The sequence below is a fragment of the Serinibacter arcticus genome (genome assembly GCF_003121705.1).
GTDB lineage: Bacteria > Actinomycetota > Actinomycetes > Actinomycetales > Beutenbergiaceae > Litorihabitans.
This window is the reverse complement of sequence record NZ_PYHR01000002.1, coordinates 3,027,394-3,051,608: the sequence shown is the minus strand read 5'-3', so window position 1 is coordinate 3,051,608 and position 24,215 is coordinate 3,027,394. Positions and strand designations below refer to the sequence as shown.

At 75.3% G+C, this 24,215-nt stretch carries 17 protein-coding genes; 5 read left to right on the top strand and 12 right to left on the bottom strand.

What is annotated here, in order from left to right; genetic code table 11:
- Positions 1-54 precede the first annotated feature (54 nt).
- Together C8046_RS18865 and C8046_RS13600 are read left to right on the top strand one after the other, a co-directional pair.
- Positions 55-1,641: a hypothetical protein gene (locus C8046_RS18865; RefSeq protein WP_199224483.1), complete on the top strand. Its 1,587-nt coding sequence runs from the start codon at positions 55-57 to the stop codon at positions 1,639-1,641.
- A gap of 101 nt (positions 1,642-1,742) precedes the next feature.
- On the top strand, positions 1,743-3,140 hold the full coding sequence (locus tag C8046_RS13600; protein ID WP_109229913.1) for an MFS transporter: 1,398 nt from the start codon (positions 1,743-1,745) through the stop codon (positions 3,138-3,140).
- A 69-nt stretch (positions 3,141-3,209) separates the two neighbouring features.
- On the opposite strand, the gene C8046_RS13595 is transcribed toward C8046_RS13600, so the two are convergent.
- Positions 3,210-4,361 (bottom strand): DUF418 domain-containing protein, encoded by a 1,152-nt coding sequence (locus tag C8046_RS13595; protein ID WP_109230945.1) that lies wholly within the window; start codon positions 4,359-4,361, stop codon positions 3,210-3,212.
- Between the two features lie 237 nt (positions 4,362-4,598).
- Between C8046_RS13595 and C8046_RS13590 the strand changes: the two genes are divergently transcribed.
- Positions 4,599-5,216, top strand: coding sequence for a VIT1/CCC1 transporter family protein (locus C8046_RS13590; RefSeq protein WP_109229912.1), 618 nt, complete (start codon positions 4,599-4,601; stop codon positions 5,214-5,216).
- 59 nt (positions 5,217-5,275) lie between these two features.
- On the opposite strand, the gene C8046_RS13585 is transcribed toward C8046_RS13590, so the two are convergent.
- Positions 5,276-6,019, bottom strand: a complete 744-nt coding sequence (locus C8046_RS13585; protein ID WP_109229911.1) for a GAF and ANTAR domain-containing protein — start codon at positions 6,017-6,019, stop codon at positions 5,276-5,278.
- Between the two features lie 125 nt (positions 6,020-6,144).
- On the bottom strand, positions 6,145-7,377 hold the full coding sequence (locus tag C8046_RS13580) for a hypothetical protein (RefSeq protein WP_109229910.1): 1,233 nt from the start codon (positions 7,375-7,377) through the stop codon (positions 6,145-6,147).
- Between the two features lie 323 nt (positions 7,378-7,700).
- Here C8046_RS13580 and C8046_RS13575 point away from each other — a divergent pair, with 323 nt between their 5' ends.
- Positions 7,701-8,642: a G5 domain-containing protein gene (locus C8046_RS13575; RefSeq protein ID WP_109229909.1), complete on the top strand. Its 942-nt coding sequence runs from the start codon at positions 7,701-7,703 to the stop codon at positions 8,640-8,642.
- A 20-nt stretch (positions 8,643-8,662) separates the two neighbouring features.
- On the opposite strand, the gene C8046_RS13570 is transcribed toward C8046_RS13575, so the two are convergent.
- The 6 genes from C8046_RS13570 to C8046_RS13545 form a co-directional block, all read right to left on the bottom strand.
- Positions 8,663-10,939 (bottom strand): hypothetical protein, encoded by a 2,277-nt coding sequence (locus C8046_RS13570; RefSeq protein WP_109229908.1) that lies wholly within the window; start codon positions 10,937-10,939, stop codon positions 8,663-8,665.
- Complete coding sequence (locus C8046_RS13565) at positions 10,929-12,791, bottom strand: ABC transporter ATP-binding protein (RefSeq protein WP_109229907.1); 1,863 nt, start codon at positions 12,789-12,791, stop codon at positions 10,929-10,931. The genes C8046_RS13570 and C8046_RS13565 overlap by 11 nt, the downstream gene beginning before the upstream one ends.
- Positions 12,788-14,071, bottom strand: a complete 1,284-nt coding sequence (locus tag C8046_RS13560; RefSeq protein ID WP_109229906.1) for a glycosyltransferase family 4 protein — start codon at positions 14,069-14,071, stop codon at positions 12,788-12,790. The genes C8046_RS13565 and C8046_RS13560 overlap by 4 nt, the downstream gene beginning before the upstream one ends.
- Positions 14,068-15,315, bottom strand: a complete 1,248-nt coding sequence (locus C8046_RS13555; RefSeq protein ID WP_235866333.1) for a glycosyltransferase family 4 protein — start codon at positions 15,313-15,315, stop codon at positions 14,068-14,070. The genes C8046_RS13560 and C8046_RS13555 overlap by 4 nt, the downstream gene beginning before the upstream one ends.
- Positions 15,308-16,516: a glycosyltransferase family protein gene (locus C8046_RS13550; protein WP_109229905.1), complete on the bottom strand. Its 1,209-nt coding sequence runs from the start codon at positions 16,514-16,516 to the stop codon at positions 15,308-15,310. Before C8046_RS13550 ends, C8046_RS13555 begins: the two co-directional genes overlap by 8 nt.
- Before the next feature lie 120 nt (positions 16,517-16,636).
- A complete protein-coding gene (locus C8046_RS13545) occupies positions 16,637-19,897 on the bottom strand; it encodes an efflux RND transporter permease subunit (RefSeq protein WP_109229904.1) in 3,261 nt (1,086 codons plus the stop codon).
- Positions 19,898-19,982: 85 nt separating this feature from the next.
- Between C8046_RS13545 and C8046_RS13540 the strand changes: the two genes are divergently transcribed.
- Positions 19,983-20,594 (top strand): NUDIX hydrolase, encoded by a 612-nt coding sequence (locus C8046_RS13540; RefSeq protein ID WP_109229903.1) that lies wholly within the window; start codon positions 19,983-19,985, stop codon positions 20,592-20,594.
- Positions 20,595-20,659: 65 nt separating this feature from the next.
- Here the strand turns inward: C8046_RS13540 and C8046_RS13535 are convergent, their stop codons facing one another.
- The 3 genes from C8046_RS13535 to C8046_RS13525 are packed head-to-tail and all read right to left on the bottom strand — an operon-like array spanning position 20,660 to position 24,159.
- On the bottom strand, positions 20,660-22,006 hold the full coding sequence (locus C8046_RS13535) for an adenylosuccinate synthetase (RefSeq protein WP_109230943.1): 1,347 nt from the start codon (positions 22,004-22,006) through the stop codon (positions 20,660-20,662).
- Between the two features lie 25 nt (positions 22,007-22,031).
- Positions 22,032-23,039 carry a hypothetical protein gene (locus tag C8046_RS13530; protein ID WP_199224482.1) on the bottom strand — a complete coding sequence of 336 codons (1,008 nt, stop codon included), beginning with the start codon at positions 23,037-23,039 and terminating at the stop codon, positions 22,032-22,034.
- A gap of 58 nt (positions 23,040-23,097) precedes the next feature.
- Entirely contained in the window at positions 23,098-24,159 is a 1,062-nt protein-coding gene (locus tag C8046_RS13525) for a protein kinase family protein (protein WP_109229902.1), read from the bottom strand.
- Positions 24,160-24,215 lie beyond the last annotated feature (56 nt).

Below are 24,215 nucleotides of genomic sequence, written 5' to 3'. Positions count from 1 at the left end.
TGCGGGGGCCGAAACCGCTAGCCTCAGGGGACTCGCGCCGACCAGGAGAACCACATGAGCAACGACGGCACGCCGCCGCTCCCCCAGAACCCGAGCAACGGGCAGGGTGGACCCACCCCTCCGCAGGACCCGTACGGTGCACCGTCCGGCTCGCAGGGCTACCCGCAGCAGGGCGGCCAGCCCGCCTACGGCGGCGAGCAGCCCTCCTACGGCGGTCAGCCGTACGGCGGCCAGCCGACCGGCCAGCCCGGCTACGGCGAGCAGCCCGGTCAGCACGGCCAGCCCGGTCAGCAGTGGGGCGAGCAGAGCGGCCAGCCCACCCAGCAGTGGGGCCAGTCCCAGCCCGGCGGCGACCAGGGCCAGTCCGGCGGCTACGGCGCCCAGCCGGGCTACGGCCAGCAGCCCTACGGCGGCCAGCCGGGCGGTCAGCCCGGCTACGGTCAGCCCGGCTACGGCCAGCCCGGCTACGGCCAGCAGCCCTACGGGGGCCAGCCGGGTCAGCCCGGCGGCCCTGGCCAGCCCGGTCAGCCCGGCTACGGCGCTCCCGGTGGTCCTGGCGGTCCCGGCGGCCCCAAGAAGAAGGCCCCGCTCGCCCTCATCATCGGCGGCGCGGTCGCGGTGATCGCGATCATCGCCCTGGTGATCTTCCTCGTCACCCGCGGCGGTGGCGACGACGTCGCCGACGACCCGACGACCGACGGCGGTGGCGGCACCACCGAGACCGACTCGCCGTCGCCGACCGACGACGCCGTGACCTCCACGCCCGACGGCGCCGTCGAGGCCTACCTCACCGCGCTGGCCGACGGCGACTCCGCGGCAGCGCTCGCCCTGGTGGACGACTACTCGTCGGGCGACAAGTCGCTGCTGACGGACGAGGTCCTCGCGGCCTCGAACGCGATCTCGCCGATCACCGCCATCGAGGTCACCCCGCCGACGGGCGACATGACCTACGGCGGGGACGTCGACGCCACGTTCAACGTCGGCGACACCCCGGTCTCCAGCACCTTCTCCGTGTACGGCGACGAGGAGGACGGCTACACGGTCGGCTCGACCGGTGGCAGCGTCTACATCGCGGACTCCTACAAGGGTCTCGACGTCACGGTCAACGGTGTGACGGTGACACCGGGCAGCTACGACGCCTTCCTGGGCACGTACCAGATCGCCACGAGCACACCGCTCTACGAGCTCACCGGCCCGGTGATCGAGTCCATCACCGAATCCTTCAAGAGCGCGTCGTTCTCGGGGGTCGAGATCGCCCTGAACGCCGAGGGTCAGCAGATCTTCCACGACACGGTCAAGGCCGCCGTGGACGAGTGCATCGCCTCGACGACGCTCGCGGCCGGCTGCGGCCTCGAGCTCCAGGCGACGCTCAACGACGGTTCGACCATCGTGGACGGCACGATCACCCGCACGCTCCCCGGCGACACGGGCCTCAAGCTCGGCGGCCTCAACCCGCGTCCGGACTACAGCAACCCGTTCTTCGTCAAGGGCGACTACATCGGCAGCGTCGACGTGGCCGCCGACGTCACGCAGAACGGCACGACCGGCCGCGGCACGATCTTCGGGTTCGGCGGCGGGACGAGCCTCGGCTCCCCCACCGTGGACTTCTCGGTGGAGCCCAAGACGGTCGTGTGGAACTGATCGCCTGACCGCACCCCGTCCGACCGCACCACCCCGACCGCCCCGTCACGCCTCGCGCGTGGCGGGGCGGTCGGGCGTCCGGGGGAGGACAATGGCCTTCCGTGACGTCCCTCCTGCCCCGCCTCGACCGAGCGGCTCGCCGCAACCCGTGGGTCGTCTGGGTGACCGGGTGCGTGGTCTACCTCCTCGCCGTCCTGCACCGCTCCTCGCTCGGCGTGGCCGGGCCTGACGCCGTCGCCCGCCTCGACATCTCCTCCGCCCAGCTCGGCACGTTCGTGATGGTGCAGCTGGCCGTCTACGCAGCGATGCAGGTGCCCGCCGGCCTCGCGATCGACCGCATCGGCCCGCGCCGGGTGCTGCTGCTGGCCACGCTGATCATGGGAACGGCGCAGGTCGCCTTCGCGTTCGCGGGCTCCTACCCGCTCGCCCTCGCCGCCCGCGCGCTGCTCGGGCTGGGCGACTCCGCCGTCTACCTCTCGTGCCTGCGGCTGGCCGCGGAGTGGTTCCCGCGCAGCCGCTACGCGGTCCTGACGATGTTCTCGGGCCTGTTCGGCATGGCGGGCAACCTCGCCGCGACCGTGCCGCTGGTGTGGGCGCTCGGGGAGTTCGGGTGGACGCGCACGTTCCTCGTGACCGGTGCGACGTCCCTGATCTACGCCGTCCTGCTGCTGCGCCCCGCCGTCACCGCCCCGTTCCGCAGCACCCGCGCGCACCTGGCCGAGGTCGCCGACCGCGAGGCCGAGGCGCCGACGCCGCGCGGCTGGGCCGGCGTGCTGGGCGACGTCCGCGCGTCGTGGCGCGGCACCGAGCTCGGCCGGGGCACGCAGGTGGGCTTCTGGACGCACCAGGCGACGATGGCGGGCGGCACGGTGATCGCGATGGTGTGGGGCTTCCCGTACCTGACGGAGGGGCTGGGTTGGAGCGGTGACCGCGCCGCCGCCCAGCTGTCCCTGCTCGTGCTGGGCACGTTGGGGTTCAACCTCGTCATCGGCCCGCTCGCCGGACGCCGCCCCGGCTGGCGGATGCCGCTGGCGATCGGCGCGTCCCTGGCCGGCATGCTGGCGCTGGGCATGCTCGCGTGGTGGCCGGGCGGGCCGCCCGCCGTCGCCGTCACCGTCGCGTTCCTGATGCTGGCGGTCGGCGGGCCCGCGTCCCAGGTCGGCTTCCACCTCGCCCGCGACTACAACCCCCGCGAGCGGATCTCGACGGCGACCGGCCTCGTCAACATGGGCGGTTTCGCCGGGGCGATGGTCGGGGTGGTGGTGTTCGGCATCGTGCTCGACCAGCTGTCCCGCCACGGCACGCCCGTGCTCGCCGACTACCGGTGGGCGCTGCTCTCGCTGGTCGCGATCTCGCTGTTCTCGACGTCGATGATGCTGATCTCGCTGGTCCGCCTGCGACGCCTGGCGCTCGGCCGCATCGCGGCGGGCGAGGAGGTCGCGCTCTCGGTCGTGGCGCACTGGTGGGACGGCGCGACGTACACCCGCCCCCGCCGCTGACCCACCTCACCCCACGAGGGGGTAGTTCCCGCCCCACCAGGGGGTACTTCCCGCCCTACCAGGGGGTACTTACCGCCGGTAGGCCAGCCGTCGCAGCGCCCACTCCGCCGGCCCGCGCCGTCCCGTCGCCTCGAGCCAGCAGGCCAGTGCCACGGTGAGCAGCCAGGTCCCGACGGCGACCAGCAGCACCGTCGACGAGCCCAGATCCGCGCCGAGGCCCAGGCCCCACGCGGCGAGCAGCGGCGCCATCACCACGGACTGCGCGAGATAGCTCGTCAGCGACCGCTTGCCCACGGCCGCGAGCGCCCAGGTGACGCGCCCGACGGGACGGGGCTCCGCCGTCGAGCCGCTGAGCCGGGCGGCGATCAGCCCGAAGAGGGCGACGTACCCGACGCCGCAGAACAGGCCGGTGGTGGACTGCAGGTAGATGAAGCCCCAGTCGAGCTCGGGCGACAGGCCCAGCAGGCCGAGGTTCTGGGCCGCGACGACGGCGCCGCCCAGCCAGCCGACCCCGATCCCGACGACGGCGAGCCGCCGCAGCAGCCGGCGGTGCCGCGCGGGGTCCTCCAGCAGGCGGTGCCGCGCCGCGAGGATGCCGCCGAGGATCGCGATCGGGATCGTCACCGAGAGGAACGCCTGCGCCGGCGTCGCGATGAGCCACATGGTCGAGCGGACGAGGACCGACGCCGGGTAGCTCGCCTCCCCCGCCCCGGCGTCGATGTCGAAGCCGGCCGCGGTCGCGCCCGCGTCGACCCCGCTGGCCTGCACCGCGAACGCCCCGATGAGCGAGAAGACGCCCGCGACGGCGATGAGGCTGGTCAGCACGATCACCCACACGCGCAGCACCCGGTCGGCCCGGTCGATGAACAGCGCCACGAGCACGAGCCCGGCGAGCCCGTAGGCGCCCACGACGTCGCCGGCCCACAGCAGCGCGGCGTGCACCGCGCCGATCGCGAGCATCCACCAGTGGCGACGGCGCAGCAGGCCCCGCGCCTCCGTGCGCTCCACGCCGGCGGCGGCCTGGCGGCTGTAGAGCTGCCAGATGCCGTAGCCGAAGAGCATCGCGAACATCGGGTACGAGCGCGCGTCGACGGCGACGAGCATGACGGTCTGCACCACCCGGTCGAGGCTCGAGGCGTCGACCGGGTGCTGGGAGAGGTCCCGCGTCTGCGACGCCCACAGGTACCAGGGCGCGTTGGCGGCGGCGATGAGCAGGAGCATCACGCCGCGCGCCAGGTCGGGGCGAGGCTGCGGCCGGTCAGGCCGGTCGGCGTCGCACGAACGGCGGGAGCCGTGGCGGGGGCGGGCGGGGGCGCGGGTGGCGTCGTCACCCTCCCCACCGTAGAGAAGCCTGGCCTGACATGAGGCGAGGCTGCCATTCGCGAGCCTCCCCTGACCTGGGATGAGGACACGATGTCCTTGCTGGACAGGTTTCTCGCATGGGCGTTCCATCGGGGCATGACCACGACGTCCCCTGCACTCCACGGCCTCACCCGGGTCGTCACCGGCACCCCCGACGGCCAGGGTTCCGCGACCACGCCCGCGCTCGCCTCCGCCCCCACCGCCGCTCACCTCAACTGGCTGCGCGCGGGCGTCCTCGGCGCGAACGACGGCATCGTCTCCGTCGCCGCGATCGTCGTCGGGGTGGCGGGCGCGACGTCGTCGCTCCCGGTCGTCGTGATGGCCGGCCTCGCCGCGCTCGTGGGCGGGGCGCTCTCGATGGCGCTCGGCGAGTACGTCTCGGTCTCCTCCGCGCGCGACTCGCAGCTCGCGAGCGGCGCCCCGGTGGACGACGACGAGATCGCCAACCCCTGGCACGCCGCGCTGGCCTCGGCGCTGGCGTTCGTCGCCGGCGCGCTGCTGCCGTTCCTCACCGTCGTCGCGGTGCCGGGCGCCGCGCGCGTGCCGGCCACCGTCGCCGCCACCCTGCTCGCGCTCGCGCTCACCGGCGGCCTCGGCGCGCGGCTGGGCCAGGCCCCGGTGCGCCGCGCCGTCGTGCGCGTGGTGCTGGGAGGCGGGCTCGCCCTGGGACTGACCTTCGCCGTCGGGACGCTGTTCGGAACCGCGATCGCCTGAGCTGAGCCGGGCCGCGCCGAACCCGCGCCGAACCCGGGCCGACCCCGGCCGACCGGTCCTCAGCCCTCGCGCACCTCGGACTCGGCCTGCGCGACGGCGTCGCGCACCGTCGCGTCGCGGACCGCCCGCTCGTCGACCATCCGTCGCGCGATCTCGACGACCTTGACGTTGCTCGTCTGGGACAGCCGCCGCAGCACCGCGAACGCCGTGTCGGGATCCATCGAGAACCGCTCCATCAGCAGGCCCTGGGCCTGGCCGACGAGCCGCGAGCTCGGGACCGCCTCGGCGAGGTCCTGGGCGAGCAGCGCGGCGCGCACGGCGACGGCGGCGTGGATGCCCAGGGTCGCGGCGAGCTCGACGGCGTCGCGTCCGAAGGCGTCGACCTCACGGGCGTAGAGGTTGAGCGCGCCCTGGACCCCGCGGGCGCTGAGCAGCCGGACGCTGAGGACGGAGGAGACCCCCTCGGCCTCGTGGACCTTGGGCCCCCAGGAGGTCCAGCGCTCGTCGCGGGCGACGTCGCCCGACTCGACGATGCCCTGCTCCAGCGGCAGCACGTAGCAGGGCCCCTCGGAGAACGGGTGCTGGAGGTCGTCGGCGTTCCTGGCGACGTCGGACGTCGCGGCGCAGGACTCCAGCCGACCGGACGCGCGGCGCACGGTGATGCTGGCCGAGTAGCAGCCGGGGATCAGCTCGAGGGCCGTCTGCGCGACGGCCGCGACGGTCTCCTCGAGCGTGAGGAGCCCGTCCAACGAGGCCGCGAGCTGGGCCATCGGGTCGGAGGTGAGGTCTTCGGGCCGGGACATGGCGTTCTTCCGTGCCGAGGCAGACAGTGTGCCGAGGGACAGCCGACGCCACTGGTCACGAGCGCGGAAGTGCCAGGCAATTTTGCCCCAGGTCACGAGAGAACGCCAAACCGGGACCGACCGGGTCAGGTCGCGGGTCGCTCCACGACGCGCACGGCGACGGTGCCCCCCTCGTCGGGGCCGGCGACCACGTGGAACCCGACCGGCAGCGCCAGCAGCGGCACCAGGTGCGGGGCGCGCCGCCACAGCTCGTGGGCGGGGACGACTGGAGCGTCCGCGCCGTCGTCGTCGGGCGCGGTGGTGACGAGCCAGCCGGACTCGTCGGTGCCGGGCGCGGGGGTGCGCCGCACGAGGTGGGTCTCGGCCGCGCCGATCGCCGCCTCGCGCAGCCGCACGCCGTTGACGAACCGGACCGGCGCCCGATCGACGCCGAAGCGGTGCGCGACGGCGTGCTCGGCCTGGAGGAGCGTGAACGCCGGGTCGGCGTCCCAGGTGAGCGCGGCGATCCCGGGCTTCGTCAGGTCCGTGACGGCGATGCGCAGGTCCTGGCCATCCTCGTGCGCGACCGCCCACCAGAAGCCGTTCCAGACACCGAGCCCGTTCCGGAGCCCGTCGACGCCGGCGTAGTAGCTGACGAGCTGCTGCGCCGTCGGGGCCAGCGCGGGCGTGGTCTCAACCCAGATCCGGCGGCCGCTGCCGTGCCGGGCGTCCACGACGACGCGCGACGGCGGAGCCTCCGGCCGGCCGTTGGCCCACCACCGGATCGCGCCGGTCTCCGGCGGCCAGGTGCCGCGCGCGTTCGCGACCGGGTCGAACGTGTGGATCTGGTCGCCCTGGTGCAGCGCGATCAGCCAGTGGCCGGGCCCGGCGGCGCGATCGATCCCGACGATCGTCCAGGACCCCTCGCCCCGGCCCCGCAGCCGGGTGGCGATCTCGTCGGGCGTGGTCAGGGCGAACGGTCCGTGCCCGAGGGCGGCGAGCTCGTCCTCGGTCGGTCCGACGGCGGAGATCGTGCGCCGCTCGCGGCCTCCCAGGACGTCGGTGAGGATCGCGACGGCGGAGCCCGCGTGCATGATCGGCTCGCGCGCGACGGCCTCGTCGTTGCGCTGCCCGGCCGTGTACGCCGCGTGGAGCTGCGCCTGCGTGAAGGTGGACTCGCGCACGAGGGCGGTGCCGTCGAAGCCGAGGATCGCGTGCGGTCCGCCGCGTCCCGGGGTCCAGACGTGGAAGGCGCCGGGCACGACCTGGCTGTGCCGGGCGACGTCGGCCGGGTCGATGCGCAGGAGGGCGGCGGCGCGCTCCGTCAGGTGCGGGAAGCCCTCGGTCCAGTGCTGGGTGGTTCCGTTCGGATCGGTCACGCACTCGAGACTAGGTCGGGTCGGGGCGGCGCGGGGGACCGACGGTGGGCGCCGCGGCTCGCCTCGCTCACTGCGGACCGCCCTCGCTCACTGCGGACGGATTCGGCCGCCGTCGCGAGCCGGGGCTGTGACCTGCGGCGATGCGGTCGACCGTTCCGGGTGCGGAGTTCTGTCCGCAGTGAGCGAGGGTCGTCCGCAGACAGCGAGGGCGGCGGGCGCCGTGAGTGCGGGCCGTCACGATCGCTCGCCAGCGCCGTGATCCGTCCGTTACCGTCGACCGGTCGCCCGCCGTCCGTGGGCCGCCATCCTGATCGGGGTCCCGCATGAGCTCTCGCCGCGCCGTCAAGGCCGTCGCCGGCACGGGAGTCCTCGCGGTCCTCGCGCTCGCGACCGGGGGCGTCGTCGCCCACGGTCTCGCCGAGCAGCAGGCCACCGCCGCCGCCGACGCGGCCGCCACCACCGTGACCGCGGACGTCCCGCTCCTCAACCCCGCCCTCGACGCCGAGGACCTCGTCCACGTCTCCCCCGCCTCCCGCAGCACCGCGCGCGAGGCCCTGCTCGCGAGCGAGGGCGTGACGTTCTCCGTCGTCGTCGACGGCGGGACGCGCGAGCTCACGACGGCGGCCGCCACCCTGGGTGATGCCCTCGCCGAGGCCGGGATCGCGCTGGGCTGGGAGGACGAGGTGTCGGCCGACCTGACCGCCGCCCCCGAGGCCGGCGCCCAGGTCACGATCGCGCGCACCGCGACCACCTACGTCACCGAGCAGTCCCTCACCCCGCACCCGGTCGAGCAGCGCGAGACCGACGAGCTCGCCGTCGGCGAGACGCGCGTGGTGCAGGAGGGGGTCGACGGCGACGCCACCGTGACGAGCGAGGTGCGCCTCGTGGACGGGGTGGAGGTCGCGCGCACGACGGTGCTCACCGCGCAGGCGACGGCGTCCGTCCCCGAGATCGTCGAGGTCGGCACGCGCGAGCTGCCCACCTCCACCAAGCTCTACACGCTGCGCCAGTTCATGAGCGCCGGCGTCGTGAACTGGGGCGGCTACCGCTTCACGTACTACAGCCAGAGCGTCCTGCCCGGCGGCGGCCTCGCGATCCCCGGCCGCCACATCAACGCCGACGGCTACGTGGCCGACGCCGACGGGTACATCGTGCTCGCGAACAGCTCGGCCAAGGGGACGATCATCGACACCCCGTTCGGCTACCAGGGCAAGGTCTACGACCGCGGCACGGTCGGCAACCACTACGACGTCTACACGCAGTAGACCTGCCGTACGAGCGGCGGTCAGCGCAGAGCCTCCCTCAGCAGGTCCTCCGCCACACCGCGCCAGCGCGGGCGCAGCGCGTAGACGCCCGCCAGCCGGAGCCGCGCCGACCGGACGTAGGCCGCCGTGCGCGCGAGCTCGACCTCGTCAGGGTCGAGCGCGTCGAGCAGCGCCGCCTCCGCGGCCTCGCGCCGCTCCGGCGTGAGCAGCCCCTGACGCTCCCGCAGCCCGAGGTGCGCCAGCAGGTTCGCCAGGTCCAGCACGCTCTCGCCCCGCGCGGCGGTGTCGAGGTCGAGCAGCCCGAGGGCGCCGTCGTCGGCCACGAGCACCTGCTGGTCGTGCAGGTCGCGGTGCAGCAGCCCCTCGGCCGCGGGCGTCCCCTGCGTCAGCTCCGCGAGCGCCTCCTCCACCTCCGGGCGGTCGACCGCCGGCAGCAGCCCCCGCTCCAGCGCCGGTCCGACCCACGCCAGGGCGGTCCGGCGCTCGGCCTCCGCGTCGTGCACCGGCAGCCCGGCGACGGCGCCCGTGGTCGGCGCCCGGCGCAGCGCCCGGAGCATCCTCCCGACGCCGCCCCACGCCGCGGCGAGCGTCCCGACCGGCACCCCCGCGTCGCCCCCGAGCCGCAGCAGCGACGCTCCCGGGAGCGGCGCGAGCACGACGGCGTCGCCGCCCGCCTCCCGGATCTCGGCGGCCCGCGCCGTCCCCGCGAGATGCGCCGCGAGGACGCGATGGCGCGCGACGGCGTCGCTCGCCCGCCCGCGCCGGGTCACCTTGACGTACGGGTCGGCGGCCCCGGGGCCGCGCAGCACGGCACGCCGCCCGGGGCGGTGCACGACGATCCGCTCACCGCGCGCGAGGCGGTCGGCGAGTGCGGGCAGCCGCGCGTCGCTCCCCATCGGGTGCATCAGGAGTCGGCCGCCGCCCGGCGTCCCGGTGGCCACGATCTCGGCCCCGGGTGACCGGGCGGCCCGGGCCCGGGCCGATGCCTCGTCGGGGTGCAGCTCGGCGCCGCGGCGCACCTCGTCGGCCGCGCCGAGCTCGAGCAGCACGACGCCGTCGGGGCGCGGCCAGCCGCGCAGCACCTCGTGCCGGACCCCGGCGAGCACGACGGCGTCGGTCCAGCCCTGCGGTCGTGGCGCCTCGGGTGGGTGGCGGAGCGACGGCGCGGCGGTCGCGCGCGCCGCGGGGTGGCGGCCGAGCACGTCCGCGGCCGTGCGCACCAGCCGGTGCCTCGCCGCGACGGCGTGCGCGGCCCGGGGCTCGCGCCGTCGCCACGGTTCGTCCGCACGCGAGCGCAGGGACGCCACGCCGGCATCGATCACGGCCTCGTCGAGGACCGTCCCGCCCGCCTCCCGGTAGCCCACCAGGACGGGGGCGAGCACGCCCCACGCCCGCCGGGCGACCTCGTCGAGCGGGTCGGCGGCACCGTGCTCGACCCATCGCGAGCACGCCCGCGCGAGCAGGTCCCCGAGGAAGCTCCCCAGGTCCGCCTCGGGCGGCGCCGTCGTGAACCGGTCGAGGTCGAGCAGCGCGAGACGTCCGTCGTCGCGGACGAGGACCTGGTCGGGCGAGAGGTCGCCGTGCGAGGCGACGCCCCCGTCGTCGTCGCCCACCGGCCGCACGGCGTGCAACGACGCGACCAGCGCCCCGACGGCGGCGAGCCGGTCGCCGGCCAGGGCTCCGCCGTCGAGCGCCGCGGTCAGCTCGTGCTCGAGCGTCCGACCGGACCACCAGCCCAGCCGCAGCAGCCCGCCGCCGTGCTCGAGCACCGGCGGCGTGGCCACGCCGTGCTCGGCCAGCGCGTGCGCGGCGGCCACCGCGACCGCCTCGCGCCCCGGCCGCCCGACCTTGACCAGGTCGCCGTCCGCGGAGCGCCCGACCCAGCGGCGGCCGGGGTTGTGGCGCAGCGTCGTCCCGCCCGCGGCGAGCACCGGTGCGAGCGCCGGCAGCGGGCGGTCGGCGGCGTGACCCGCGACGACGACCGAGCCCGCCGCGACCGCCCACGTCCCACGCGCCTGCGCCGAACGGACGAGCTTGCGCAGCTTCGCGGCGTCGTCGGGCGCCGTGGCCTGGGCGATCGCGTGCTCGGTGCCGCCGTCCGGCCGGACGATCTCGACCCAGGCCTGCACGGACGTGCCCGGCTTGTGCCGGAGGTAGCGCACGCGCGCGCGGCCGGGCACGCCGTGCCCGCGCAGCCACCACGTGGTCGCGTCGTCGTCGAGCAGGACGGCGAGACCGGGCAGCCGCGGGTCGCCGGCGTCCGCACCCTCCGCAGACCCCACCCGCTCAGCCGACACGCGTCGGCTCCTCACCCGGCGAGCCGTGCCGCGCCAGGATCTCCTCGGGCGTACCGCGGTCGGCGATCCGCCCGTCCTCGATCCACAGCACGAGGTCGCACGTGCGCACGTCCTCGGGGTCGTGGGTGATGACGAACGTCGTCCGCCCGGCCGTGAGATCGAGCAGCGCCTCGCGGACGCCGTCCGCCGTCGCGCGGTCCAGCCCCGTCGTCGCCTCGTCGAGCACGACGACGGGCGCGTCCCTGAGCATCGCGCGCGCCACAGCGATCCGCTGCCGCTGCCCGCCCGACAGCGTGCCGCCGCGCTCCCCCACGACCGTCTCGTAGCCCTGCGGCATGGCGAGGACGAACTCGTGCGCCCCGGCCGCCCGCGCCGCCGCCTCGATCTCCTCCCGCGTGGCGCCGGGGCGGCCGTAGGAGATGTTCTCCTCGATGCTGGTGGCGAACAGCACGGAGTCCTGCAGCACGATCGCGACGTGGTCGCGCACCCCGGACACCGTGAGGTCGCGCAGGTCGTAGCCGTCCAGCCGGACGACGCCGGCGACCGGGTCCTGCAGCCGCGGCAGCAGCGAGACGAGCGTCGACTTCCCGGCCCCCGACGGTCCGAGCAGCCCGACGCGACGCCCGGCCGGGACGTGGAAGCTGACGTCGCGCAGCGCGTAGCGCCCGTCCCCGTAGGACGTCGAGACGCCCTCGAACGTGATCGCGCCGGCGACCCGGCGCGGCTCGCGCGCCCAGGACGTGTCCCGCACGTCGATCTCGGTGTCGAGCAGGTCGCTGATCCGCTCGCCGGACGCCGCCGCCTTGGCGATCCGGCCGGTGTACTTGGCGAGGTCGCGCATCGGCTTGAACGCGCTCTTGAGGTAGGAGACGAACACCGTGAGCTCGCCGGGCGTGAGCGTGCCGGCGATCACCTGGCGCGCCCCGAGCAGCAGCACGGCGCCGGCCGCGAGCCCGACCAGGACATCGGTCCCGCGCTCCAGGGCGGCCGACATCCGCGAGGCGCGCACGCCCTCGGTCAGCGCCCCGGAGTTGGACGACTCGAACCGCTTGGAGAGCACGCCCTGCAGCCCGTAAGACTGCACGAGGACCATCGCGCCGAGCGTCTCGTTCGCCGCCCCCGCGAGGTCGCCCTCGCGACCGCGCTGGCGCCGCGCCGCCGTCGTGATCCGGGGCCCCTGGCGCGCGACGCCGAGACCGAAGAGGAGCAGCGCGCCGACGACGACCAGCGCGAGCAGCGGGTCGAGCACGAGCATCACCACGAGCATGCCGACGAGGGTGACGACGTTGCCGAGCAGCGGGAGCCCGGCCGTCACGGCGACCTCCTGCACCCGGCCGACGTCGCCGATCAGCCGGTTGAGCAGGTCGCCCGAGCGCGAGCCGCGGTGGAACTGCAGCGAGAGCGACTGGAGGTGGTCGTACAGCGTCGCCCGCACGCCGGTCATGGCGCGGGTGCCGGCCAGCGCGAAGCACACGGTCATGACGTAGGACGCCCCGGCGCGGAGCCCGGCGAGCGCCACGACGCCGAGCGAGGCGATGACGACGACGCGCACGACGTCGGTCACCGGGTCCCCGGTGGGCTGCTGGTTCGTGATCGCCGAGACCGTGCCGGCGGCGATCAGGGTGTCGAGCACGATCTTCAGCGGCCACGGCTCGAGCAGCCGGAACGCCACCTCGGCGAACAGCGCGACGAAACCGCCGACGACGAGCTTGCGGTGCGGACGCAGGTGCGGGCGGACGTGACCCAGGGTCCGGCGCAGACCGGGGATCGCCGAGGCGAGCTGCGTCGTGGGTGTCCCGGCCGATGCCTTGGCGGACGACCTGGCGGACGTCCTGGTGCTCGTCGCGCTCACGCGGTCACCGCCGTCGGGCGCCCGAGCGGTCGCCCGAGCGGGAGCGCGCCCAGCGACGTCGCCACGGTCCGGTCCCAGCCGTGGAGCTCGACGGCGTCCGCGCGGGCCGCGCGCCCCATCCGCTCGCGCGTGGGGGCGTGCTCGCACAGCAGCGCGAGCGCGTCGCGGAGCGCCTCGACGTCCGACGGCGGCACGAGGACCCCCGTGAGCCCGTCGCGCACGACGTCGGGGATCTGCCCGACGGCGCTGGCCACGACCGGCAGCCCGGCCGCGAGGTACTCGTAGACCTTGAGCGGGGAGAAGTAGTCGTCGGCGCCGGCGGGGTAGGGCGCGACCCCGACGTCCATCCGGTGCAGGTGCGCGGGGACGTCCCGCGGGTCCAGCGCCCCGGTGCGCTCGACGCCGTCGGCGATCCCGAGCGCGGCGGCCCGCTCGCCCAGCGCCGCGGCCTGCGGACCGTCACCGACGAGCAGGAGGCGCGCGACGCCGTCGCGCACCAGGGGCGCGGCCGCCTCGAGCAGGATCTCGACGCCGTGCCACGGCTTCAGCGTGCCGACGAACCCGAGCGTGACCGGACCCTCCGACCGCTCGGGCCGGGGCCGGATCCGGTCGGTGTTCACCCCGTTGGGGGCGACGACGGTGCGCGCGCCGGGCACCTGGGCGGCCACCCACCGGGCGACGGGCTCGGAGACGCACGTGACGACGTCGGCGGCCGTGACCGCGCGGCGCATCACCTCGCGGGCCTCCGCCTCGTGCACGAGACCGCGGTGGGCGGCGTGCTCGTCGATCAGGGGGGCGTTGACCTCCAGGACGGTCGCGACGCCGGCGGCGCGGGCCCGCTCGAGGGCGGCCGCGGAGAACAGGGAGTAGCGCTCGTAGACCAGGTCGGTGCCCGTCAGGTCGGTGCCCGTCGGATCGAGGGCGGCGGCGATCTCGGAGTCCTGCGCGAGCAGCCACGCCTCCCGCTCGGCGGCCGCGACGCGGGGGCGCGAGGCGAGCGCGTGCACGGGCACGTCCGCGAGGTCGGCGGGGGCCTCGCCGTCGATCTTCGCCGCGAGGATCCGGACGTCGGCGCCCGCGGTGCGCATCGCGCGCACGACCTCCTGGACGTGGACGGAGGCGCCCTTCGTGCCGTAGATCCCGATGCCGGGATCGGCGCTGAGGTACTGCACGCGGGCGCCGTCGAGCAGGGCGGCGAGCCGGGTGGCGGCGTCGGTGGCGGGGGTCGTGCTGGCGGGGCTGGTGCTGGGGCTGGGGCTGGGGCTGGTCGGGGTGCTCATGCGGCGGCCTCCGGGGCGAGCGCCGCCTGCAGCTGGGCTGCCTGGCGACGCGAGTCGAAACGGTCCTGGACGAGGGCGCGGGCCGCGGTGGCCAGCGATCGGGCGAGGGCGGGGTCGGCGTCGAGCCGGGCGACGGCCTCGGCGAGGCCGGTCGGGTCGTGCTGGTCGACGACGAGGCCCGTGCTCTCGTGCACGACCGCCTCGCCGAGACCGGTGACGCCGGTCGTGACGCACGGGGTGCCGAGCGCCATGGCCTCGAGGACGACGGTCGGCAGACCGTCGGCGTTGCCGTCGCTCCCCACGACGCAGGGTGCGGCCAGCACGTCGGCGGTGCCCACGACGTCGCGCACCTGCGGCTGCGGGAGCGGGCCCGTGAAGGTGACGACGTCGTCGAGCCCGAGGGCGGACGACGTCGCGCGCAGCCGCTCCTCGAGCTCGCCGCCGCCCACGAGGGTGGCCCGCACGCGGTGGCCGCGGCCGCGCAGGATCGCGACGGCGTGCAGCAGGTCGTCGAAGCCCTTCTTCTCCACGAGGCGGCCGACGCCGACGACGTGGAGGCCGGTGGTGGGGGTGGCCTCCACGTCGTCGTCGGTGCCGGTGCGTGCTGGGAACGCCTCGAGGTCGAGGCCGTTGTAGACGAGCCTGACGCGCTCGGGGGCGACGCCGATCGCGCGCAGGTGGGCCACGTTGAAGCGGCTGATGGTCACGACGTGGTGGGCGTCGGCGGCCTTGCGGAGCACGTCGGCGTCGTCGACCTGCTCGTGGAACAGGTCCCTCGCGTGGGCGGTGAAGGAGTAGGTGATCCCGGCCGCGAGCGCCGCGAGGCGGGCGACCGTCGTCGCGAGCGACGCGAAGTGCGCGTGCAGGTGCGTCAGCCCCGACCGGCGTGCCGCGACGGCGACCGCCAGCGCCTGCGCGGCGTCCTCGGCGTCGGCCGCGAGCAGCTCGGCGAGCAGGCGGTCCGGGAGCGGCCCGAGGACCTCGCGGGCGGTGGCGAGCGCCGTCCACAGGTCCTCGGCGCGACGGACGCGGGGGACGTAGCGCACGGGCGCCTGCACGCGGGCCAGCGAGTCGTGGAACCGCGGGTCGACGGGCGCGCGGAGCGAGAAGATCTCGAGGTCGGCGCCGAGCGCCTCGCGGGCAAGGATCTCGGTGACGATGAACGTCTCCGAGAAGCGCGGGTACATCTTCAGCACGTAGCCGATGCGGGTGGGGGTCGGCTCGGGCACGGTCGGCTCAGGCACTGAGGGGCTCCGTCCCCGCGGGCGCGACGGTGGACGCGATCAGCGCGGCCGCCAGGGCCGGCACGCGCGCGAGCCCGTCGAGGTCGATCTCCGTCCGGGTCGGCGGCGGTCCGGCGATCAGCGCCGCCAGCTCCCGCGTCAGGGCCTCGGGCCCCAGGTCCTCCGGTCGGCACACCGCGAGCGCGCCGAGCCGGGCCATCGCCTCGGCCCGCACGAGCTGCTCGGCGCGCGGCGTCGTCCGCGGCACCACCAGCAGGGGGCGGTCGGTGGCGAGCACCTCGCACACGGTGTTGTAACCGCCCATCGCGACGACGGCCGCGGCTCCCGCGTACCAGCGCACCAGGTCCTCGCGCCAGGTGTGGACGCGCAGGTCGGACCGTCGGGCGGCGCGCGACTTCGCCGCCCGGCGCAGGGGTTCGGGCAGGTGCGGGCCGGTGATGAGGACGCCGGTGTGGCCGGCGGGCATGGCGGCACGGGTGAACGCCTCGGCGAGCTCCTCGCCGTCGGACCCGCCGCCCAGCACGCACAGGACGTACGGCGTGGCCGGGGCGCCGCTCGGCGGGACGCCGTCGCCCAGCGCCGGGACCCGGCCGTGGGCCAGGTAGCCGGTGGCCCGCACCGGGCCGTCGAGGTCGAGGACGGCCGCGACGTCGTGCACCCGCGGGTCCCCGTAGACCCAGGTCTCGTCGTAGAGCTCGGCGACGGCGGCCGCGCCACGGTCCCGGCGCCACTCGTGCCGGGCGACGTCAGGGGTGTCGAGCACGTCCCGCAGGCCGAGCACCGTGCGGGCGCCCTGCCGGCGGGCCTCGCGCAGCGCGCCCTCCATCTCGCCGCGGAAACCGCGGGGGTGCTTGTCGACGATCAGCAGGTCGGGGCGGAAGCTCGCGACGGCGGCGCGGAGCACGTCCGCCCGGATCCGGAGCGTCGCGTCGAGGTCGAGACCCAGGTGGCGGGCGCCGTAGCCGCCGTCGGCGTCCTTGGCCAGCGCGGGCACCGCGACGAGGTCGACGCCCGGGGGACGGCGGGCCGCCGCCGTCGCCGGTGCGCCCGTGAGGAGCAGAACGTCCGCCCCGAGCGGCGCCAGGCTCTCGGCGATCGCGAGGTTGCGGCGGATGTGTCCGAGACCCTGCGCGTCGTGGGAGTACAGGGCGACGCGGGGGCGGGGACCGGGGCTGCCGAGGGGGCGGTGGTGGCTGACCATGACGTGAACGGTGCCGGGCCTGCGGGAGAACAACGTGAGGCCGACGTGAGAGGTCTCTCATGAACCGTTCGCCACGGATCGGGTTGGCCCGTCCCGCGAGAACGGCGGACGGGGTCGGGGTCAGGTGGCGGCGTGGCGACCGCGGTGCTCGATCGGGGCGCGCTCGCCGGCGAGGGCGTCGGCGTCGGGGTCGAGCGGGGTCGGCTCGTCGGACGACTCCGGCTCGTCACCCTCGACCGACTCCGACCCGTCGGCCGCCGACGCACCCTCCCCACGCTTCGCCGCCCGCTTCGCGGCCCGACGCTCCTTGCCCCGCTCCACCAGCACGTACAGCACCGGCACCACGACGAGCGTCAGCGCCGTCGAGCTGATGAGCCCGCCGATGACCACGACGGCGAGCGGCTGCGAGATGAACGCCCCGCCGCCGGTGATGCCGAACGCCATGGGCAGCAGCGCGAAGATCGTCGCGGCGGCCGTCATGACGATCGGGCGGAGACGCTTGCGCGCACCCTCCGTGACGGCGTCGGCGATCGAGCGGCCGCGTGTTCGGTACTGGTTGATGAGGTCGATCAGCACGATGGCGTTGGAGACCACGACGCCCACGAGCATGAGGAACCCGATCAGCGCGGGCACCCCGAGCGGCGTCCCCGTGAGCAGCAGCGCGACGAGCGACCCGGTGACCGCGAACGGCACCGACACCAGCAGGATGAGCGGCTGGCCGAGCGAGTTGAACGTCGCCACGAGCACGATGTAGACGATCGCGACGGCGAGCACGAGCGCGAGCCCGAGGTCCTCGAACGCCTCGGCCTGGTCGGTCGCCAGCCCGGCGACGTCGACGTCCGCGCCCGCGGGGAGCTGGAGGTCGTCGATCGCGGCGGTGACGTCGGCGGTCAGCGCCCCGACGTCCTGCCCCGCCGGCGTGAGCGCGATCGTCACGGTCCGGCGCCCGTCCACGCGCGTGATCGCCGCCGGCGTCTCCACGACCTCGACGGTCGCGACCTGCGCGAGCGGCACCGGCCCGGCGTCGGTCAGCAGCGGCAGCGCCTGCAGCTCCTCGACCGAGGCGGGCCCGTCGCCGAAGGAGGCGACCACGGTGACGCGGGCGTCGTCGAGCTGGACCTGCCCGACCTCCGGCGTCGCCATCACGCCGGCCACCGTGGTGGCCACGGCGGTCTCCGAGAGCCCGACGGCGGCCGCCGCGTCCCGGTCGACGCTCACCTGGATCACGGGCTGGTCCGCGGCGGCGGAGGTCGAGACCGCGCTGGTGCCCGGCACCTCCCGCGCCGCGGCGAGCGCGACGTCGGCGGCCTCGGCCAGCACAGCCGGGTCGTCGGCCGTGACGACGAGGTCGACCGTCGAGCTCGTGCCGAACCCGGCGGCACCCGCCGAGACCTCGATGTCGCGCACGGGCTCGGCGACCAGGTCAGCGACGACGGAGCGCACCTCGTCGGTGATCGCGACGCCGTCGCCGTCGTGCGCGAGGGTGAGCGCAAACGTCGCCGACCCGGCGCTGCCCCCGCCGAAGAAGGCGGCCGCGCCGTCGCCCGACCCGACGGACGTCTGGACCGACTCGACCCCGTCCAGCCCGATGAGCTCGGCCTCGATGCCGCGCGCGGCGGCGTCCTGCGCCTCGAGCGAGGTGCCCGGCGTGTAGCCGGCCGTGACGGTCACGGTGTCCTGACCGGAGTCGCCGATGAGGTTGGTCTCGAGCTGCGGCACGAGGGCGAGCGTCCCCGCGAGCACCGCGAACGCGACGCCGAGCGCCACGAACGGGCGGCGGAGCGACGCCGCGAGCAGCGGGAGGTACCCGCGCTGCCAGATCCCGCGGCGCTCCTTGGCCTCGGCCTTCTCGCGGACGACGCGCTGCGCCTCGGCGGCGGCCTCCTCGTCGCCGTCGACGGCCACCGGGCTCTTGAGGAACCAGTACGCCAGCACCGGGATGATCGTGAGGGCGACGAACAGCGAGGCCAGCATCGCGATCGCGACGGTGAACGCGAACGGTCGGAAGATCTCCCCGACGAACCCGCTGACGAACCCGATCGGCAGGAACACGGCGATGGTCGCGAGCGTCGAGGACGTGATGGCCCCGCCGACCTCCTTCACGGCACCGATCACCGCCGCCGTGCGCTCCTCGCCGTAGCTGAGGTGCCGCGTGATGTTCTCGATGACGACGATCGAGTCGTCGACCACGCGCCCGATCGAGATCGTCAGGGCCGCCAGCGTGAGGATGTTGAGCGTGTAGCCCGTGGCGTTCATGACCGAGAAGGCCACGAGCAGCGACAGCGGGATGGAGACGGCGGAGACCGCCGTCGAGCGCCAGGAGACCAGGAACAGCAGGATCACGACGACGGCGAACACGAGCCCGAGCCCGCCCTCGGTGGCCAGGCCCTCGATCGACTCGGTGATGAACGGCGCCTGGTCGAAGACCACGGTCGCGGAGATCGCCTGCGCGTCGAGGCGGTCGGCCAGCGCGTCGAGCTCGGCCTGGACGGCCTCGGAGACCTCCACGACGTTCGCCTCGGGCGTCTTGGTGACGGCGACGGCGAGCGAGTCCTCGCCGTCGACGCGCGAGTACGACGTCGAGGGCGCCTCGCCGTCGGTCACCGTGACCACCTGGCCGAGCGGCACGGTGGCGCCCTCCGCCGTCGTGAGCGGGAGCGCCTCGAGCGCGGCGAGATCGGTGATCGGGGTGCCGACCTGGACCGAGAGGGTCTGGTCGCCGTCGGTGACCGTGCCGGTGGGGATGCTGACGCCGTTGTCCTCGAGCACGCCGAGGACGGCGTCGGGCGTGAGACCGTTCGCGGCGAGCACGACGGGGTCGACGTCGAGCTGCACCTGGCGCTCGGGCGCACCGGTGACGGAGACGCCGCGGACGCCGGGGATGTCCTCGAGTGCGGGCTGGAGGATGTCGGTGACGCCCTGCTGGAGCGCGGCGGAGTCGCCGCCGCCGCTGACCGCGAGCTGCAGGACGGGCAGGTCGTCGATGGAGCCGGCGATCACCTGCGGGTCGACGTCGTCGGGCAGCTGGCCGGAGATCGCGTCGATCGCGCCGCGGAGCTGGGAGACGGCGTCGGTCACGTTGATGCCGTAGCGGAACTCGATCGTCGTGGTCGAGACGTTCGAAGACGCGGTCGAGCTGACGCTCTCGACGCCGCCGATGCCGAGCGCGGCCTGCTCGAGCGGCGCGGTCACCTGGGTCTCGACGATCTCCGGCGAGGCGCCCGGGTAGACGCCGACGACGGCGGCCACGGGCAGCGAGACCGACGGGATGAGCTCCTGGCGCAGCGAGCCGAGGCTCACGACCCCGAGGATCGCGATCGCGGCGGTGATGAGGGCGGTGAGGGCACGACGGCCCAGGGAGAGCTGCGCGAGACGGGACACGAGGATCAGGCTACGGCGGTAGAGGGTGGTCGGGCGGCTGGGGGTCGGCGGGGCGGGTGACCCCGGGCCTCCTAGACTCGGCCGGGTGACTCCGACGCCCGCCACCCACGTCAGCGTCGACGTCCTCGCGCTCCGGTTCGACCGGGCCGCCCGCGGGCTCGAGCTCGCCACGCACGTCCGCCCGTTCGACCCGTTCGCCGGTGAGCTCGCGCTGCCAGGCGTCCTCCTGCTGGCCGACGAGACGATCGCGCACGCGGCCCGTCGCGCGCTGGCGAAGGTCGACGCCGCGCCGGTCGCCACGGGGCAGCTGCTCACGTTCGACGAGCCCAACCGGGATCCGCGCGGACCGACGCTGTCGGTCGCGACGTGGGCCGTGGTGGGGTCGGGCGCCGGGGACGCCGCCGTCTGGCACGGCCTCGACGCGACGCCGCCCCTCGCCTTCGACCACGACCAGATCCTCGCCACGACGCGCCCGCTGCTGGCGTCGCTGCTGTGGCGCGACCTCACCTTCAGCCGCGCGCTGACGGGCCGGACCTTCTCGGCGGGCGATGCCGTCGCGCTCACCCAGGCGCTGGTCGGCAAGGTCGACCGCGGGAACCTCAACCGCGACCTCGCCCGCCTGCCGGGCCTGGAGCGCGGCGAGCCCGCCGGCCACGGCCCGGGTCGCCCGGGCCGCGTCTGGCGCTGGCAGGACTGACCCCCACCGCTGAGTGCTGAGTTTCTGCCGCCGACACGCCGTCAGGGGCGGCAACGAGTCAGCACTCAGCGGGGAGGGGCGCCGTGCGCCCGGCGGTCGGCGCGGGTCGGGCCGTCGGCCGTCAGGACCACCGGGGCGCGGAGCGTGCGCTCCAGCAGCGCCAGGGTGCGGCCGGCGTCCGTACGCTCCCGGATCACGACGGCGGAGGCCAGCTCCCGCGTGATCCTCGCCATCGCGTCGAGGTCGTGGTCGGGGCGGTGGGTCAGACCCACACGCCCACCCGGCAGCCCGTCGTACGCCGTCACGACGTCGACCCGGTCCGCCCACTCCAGGTGCGACACCGCCACACCGTCGAGCGGCCCAGCGACCTGCCGCGCGTAGTCGAGCGCCACCAGGTCGAGGTGCCCGGTCCGCCACGAGCCCTGGTACTCCCCCGTGTCGTTGTGCGGCTCCGGCAGCGCCGCGAGGAGCGCAGGGTCCTCGCTCGGCAGCGGCCCCGCGCCGTGCCGCGTCGTGTACGACCGCGTCAGCCCGAGCACGTACGGCCGGGCGAACCCCGCGGCGTCGAGCACCGCGCGGGCGCCGGCGGGCCGCGTCGTCGACCAGGTCGTGTACGGGTGGAAGCCGTAGGTCTCGTCCAGCAGCACGCCCTGCGCCCCCTCCGCGACGACGATCCCGCGCTCGCCCGCCCGGGCGAGGTAGGAGGAGGCGGGCTCGACCTGGAGCAGCCGTCCGACGTCGTGCAGCTCCTCCACCATCGCCGCCAGGCTCGGCACGTCGTGACGGCCCTGCGCGATCAGCGGGTAGTAGAACCGCTCGAGGTCGACGAGCCGGGCCCGGACCGCCGCGCGGTCGGCGAGGTCGCGCACCCGCAGCGCCCCGGGGTCGGCGGGCGGCGCGTCCGCGAGCGCCGTGAAGTTCCCCAGCGTCCCACCGCGGCGCAGCCCGGCACGACAGGCGAGGTCGAACCAGGTGGTCTCGCCGATCCCGAGCCCGGTCGACCCGTGCCGCGCGGCGCCGCGCAGGTCCTCGCGGGTGCGGTTGGCGACCTGGTGGATCGGGGTGGTGACGAGCGCGTCCGGGTCCACCGTCAGGAGCCCGAACGGGTGCGCGACGCCGAGCCGGGCCAGCTCCGCCGCCTCTCGCACGAGGATGCCGGGGTCCACGAGCGCAGGAGCCGCGAGGAACGTCGGGGTGCCGGCGAGCGAGCCTGAGCCGAACAGCCGCGCGGTGCGGTGCACGCCGTCGGCGATCACGTTGTGCGCCGCCTGCGCGCCGCCGTTGAACCGCACGACCGCCCCCACCTCCCGCGTCGAGCAGAGGTGGTCGACGGTCGCGCCCTTCGACTCGTCGCCGAAGGCCAGGCCGACGACGACGATCGGCACGTCACGCGGGATGGCGGGGGTGGTCATGGGGTGCTCCTCGAGCGGGTGGGTGTCAGGCCAGGTCGTCCGGGACGTCGAGGCCGGGCGGCAGGACCCCGACGGCGGTGCCCCCACCTCGCGCATCGGCCGCGCCCCTGGCCGCGACGCCCGCGCCCACGACCGCGAGCGCCCGCCCGACCGCGACCCCGCCGTCGGACCCGATCGCCCCGAGGTTCGCCAGCCCCTCGTCCAGGTCGATCGAGTCCTCGAGCAGGCCGATCGTCGTCGCGATCAGCTCGGCCACCGCGGCCGGGTCCTCGAGCTTCAGCAGCCGCTCGCCCAGCAGCGCTCGCCAGTGCTCGTTGACCTCGGGGTCGTCGAAGTAGGCCGTCTGGCGCGGCAGCACGTAGAACGTCTCCCACCGCTCCTGGACCTCGGCCCAGATCGCCTCGACCGCGACGTCACCCTCGAGCACGTCGCCGATCACGCGACGCACGTGCCGCGCCTCGAGCCGACGCTTGTTGAGCTCGTCGCCGATCACGAACAGGTAGCCCTTGCGGCCGCGCCTGTCCCAGTGGTCGGTGGCGGTGTGGCGGGCCACGAAGTAGGCCGCGAGCTCGTAGGACTCGCTCTTCTGCCCGCCGCCGTTGCCCTCGAGGAAGATCGTGCGCAGCTGCTCGTCCATCCGGTTGTCGGACTCGAACTGCCCGACCTGCAGCGGCACGCGGTCGCTGTCGGCGTCGCCGATCGCGCCGAACATGATCTGCGGATTGCTGACGTAGCCCTGCCGCTCGAGCAGCCCCAGCAGGCCCGACATCTTCTGCTGCACGATCCGCGGCACGTGGCCCATCGACCCCGTGACGTCGAAGAGCACGACGATCGGCGTCGACGACGGGTGCTCGGCGCTGTCGCGCGACTCGCGCAGCGTCACGCCCTTGGGGTCGAGCGCCGGGTCGGCCTTCCAGTCCGAGGCCGGCCGACGACGCAGCGTCGAGGTGTAGCCGAAGTCGTCCTGCCCGGCGCTGCGGCGGCTCGCCGCACCCGCCCGGTACGTGCTGTCGTTCCACGCTCCTGCTCCCACGGGAGCCTCCTTCGGTTGGCGCCGGCGGGGTGCCGGCGGAGTTCGGGGGTCGTGCTGGTCAGGGGGTGCGAGCGACGGCCGGCATCGGGAAGGGACGGAAGGTCCGCGGCCCGTGGAGCCGGTCGAGGAGGTCGTCGTACTCGGCGGACAGGTCGGCCGCCGTCGGACGCATCCGGGGGGCCGTCTGCCGGCAGCCGCGGGCGAACCGCCGCTGCCGCGCCTCGTCCGGCCGGAGCATCCGCTCCATCAGGTGCGCGAGCATCCAGACGTCGAGCGCGCCGGTCACGGCGCCGTCGGCCTCCGGCGGATACGCCGCGGCCTCGCTCGCCATCCGCGCGGGCAGCCGGCCGCCGCTCGGCGTCGACATCCCCCACCCGGCGAGCACCACCCGGTGGTCCGACGGCGCGATCAGCACGTTCGCCGGCGCGATCGCGCCGTGGACGAGCCCGGCGTCGTGCGCCCCGGCCACCAGCCACAGCAGCCGCCGCATCATCCAGGCCCAGTCGCGCCCGTCGAGCCCGCCCGGGTGGGCGGCGAGGACCTGCTCGAGCGAGACGTGTCCCGTGCCGGTCCCGAGGTCCTCGATCACGACGGCGGCGCGGCGCCCTTGCGGTCCGCGCACCTCCCCGACGTCGACCAGGTGGGGGTAGCCGTGCTCGGCCCAGGAGCGGGTGGCGGCGAAGGCAGCGAGGCGGGTGAGGCTCGAGGCCGCGACAGCGACCAACCGGTTGGCCCGCTCGCTGCGGGCGATCTTCGCGACCGCCCCGTCCGCGGCGTAGAGGGTGGACCACGTACCGCCTGCGACCTGCGCCCCGACCGTCCAGTCGCGACGGCGACCGTGCACGACGGCCGTCGTCCCGCCGTCCGCGGCGGCTCGCGCCCCGGTCGCGCCGTCCTGGAGCCACGCCGCGTGCCAGTCGCCGACCGTCACGAACGCCGAGGTCGCCTCCCCCACGTCGACGCCGGCGGCCCGCGCCCGGTCGGGGTGCAGCTGGGCCCGGAGCCGGCGCAGCGTGCGCAGCGCCGCACGACGCGAGCGGTCGCCGTCGTTCTCGCCGAACAGGTCCGACGCCGTACGAGCGGCGAGGACCTCGAGCTGGGCCTCCTGGGTGGGGTTCATGGTTTTAGTGTGCCTGACTAATACTCACTCTGACAAGCCCCACCTCTCTCGCCGAG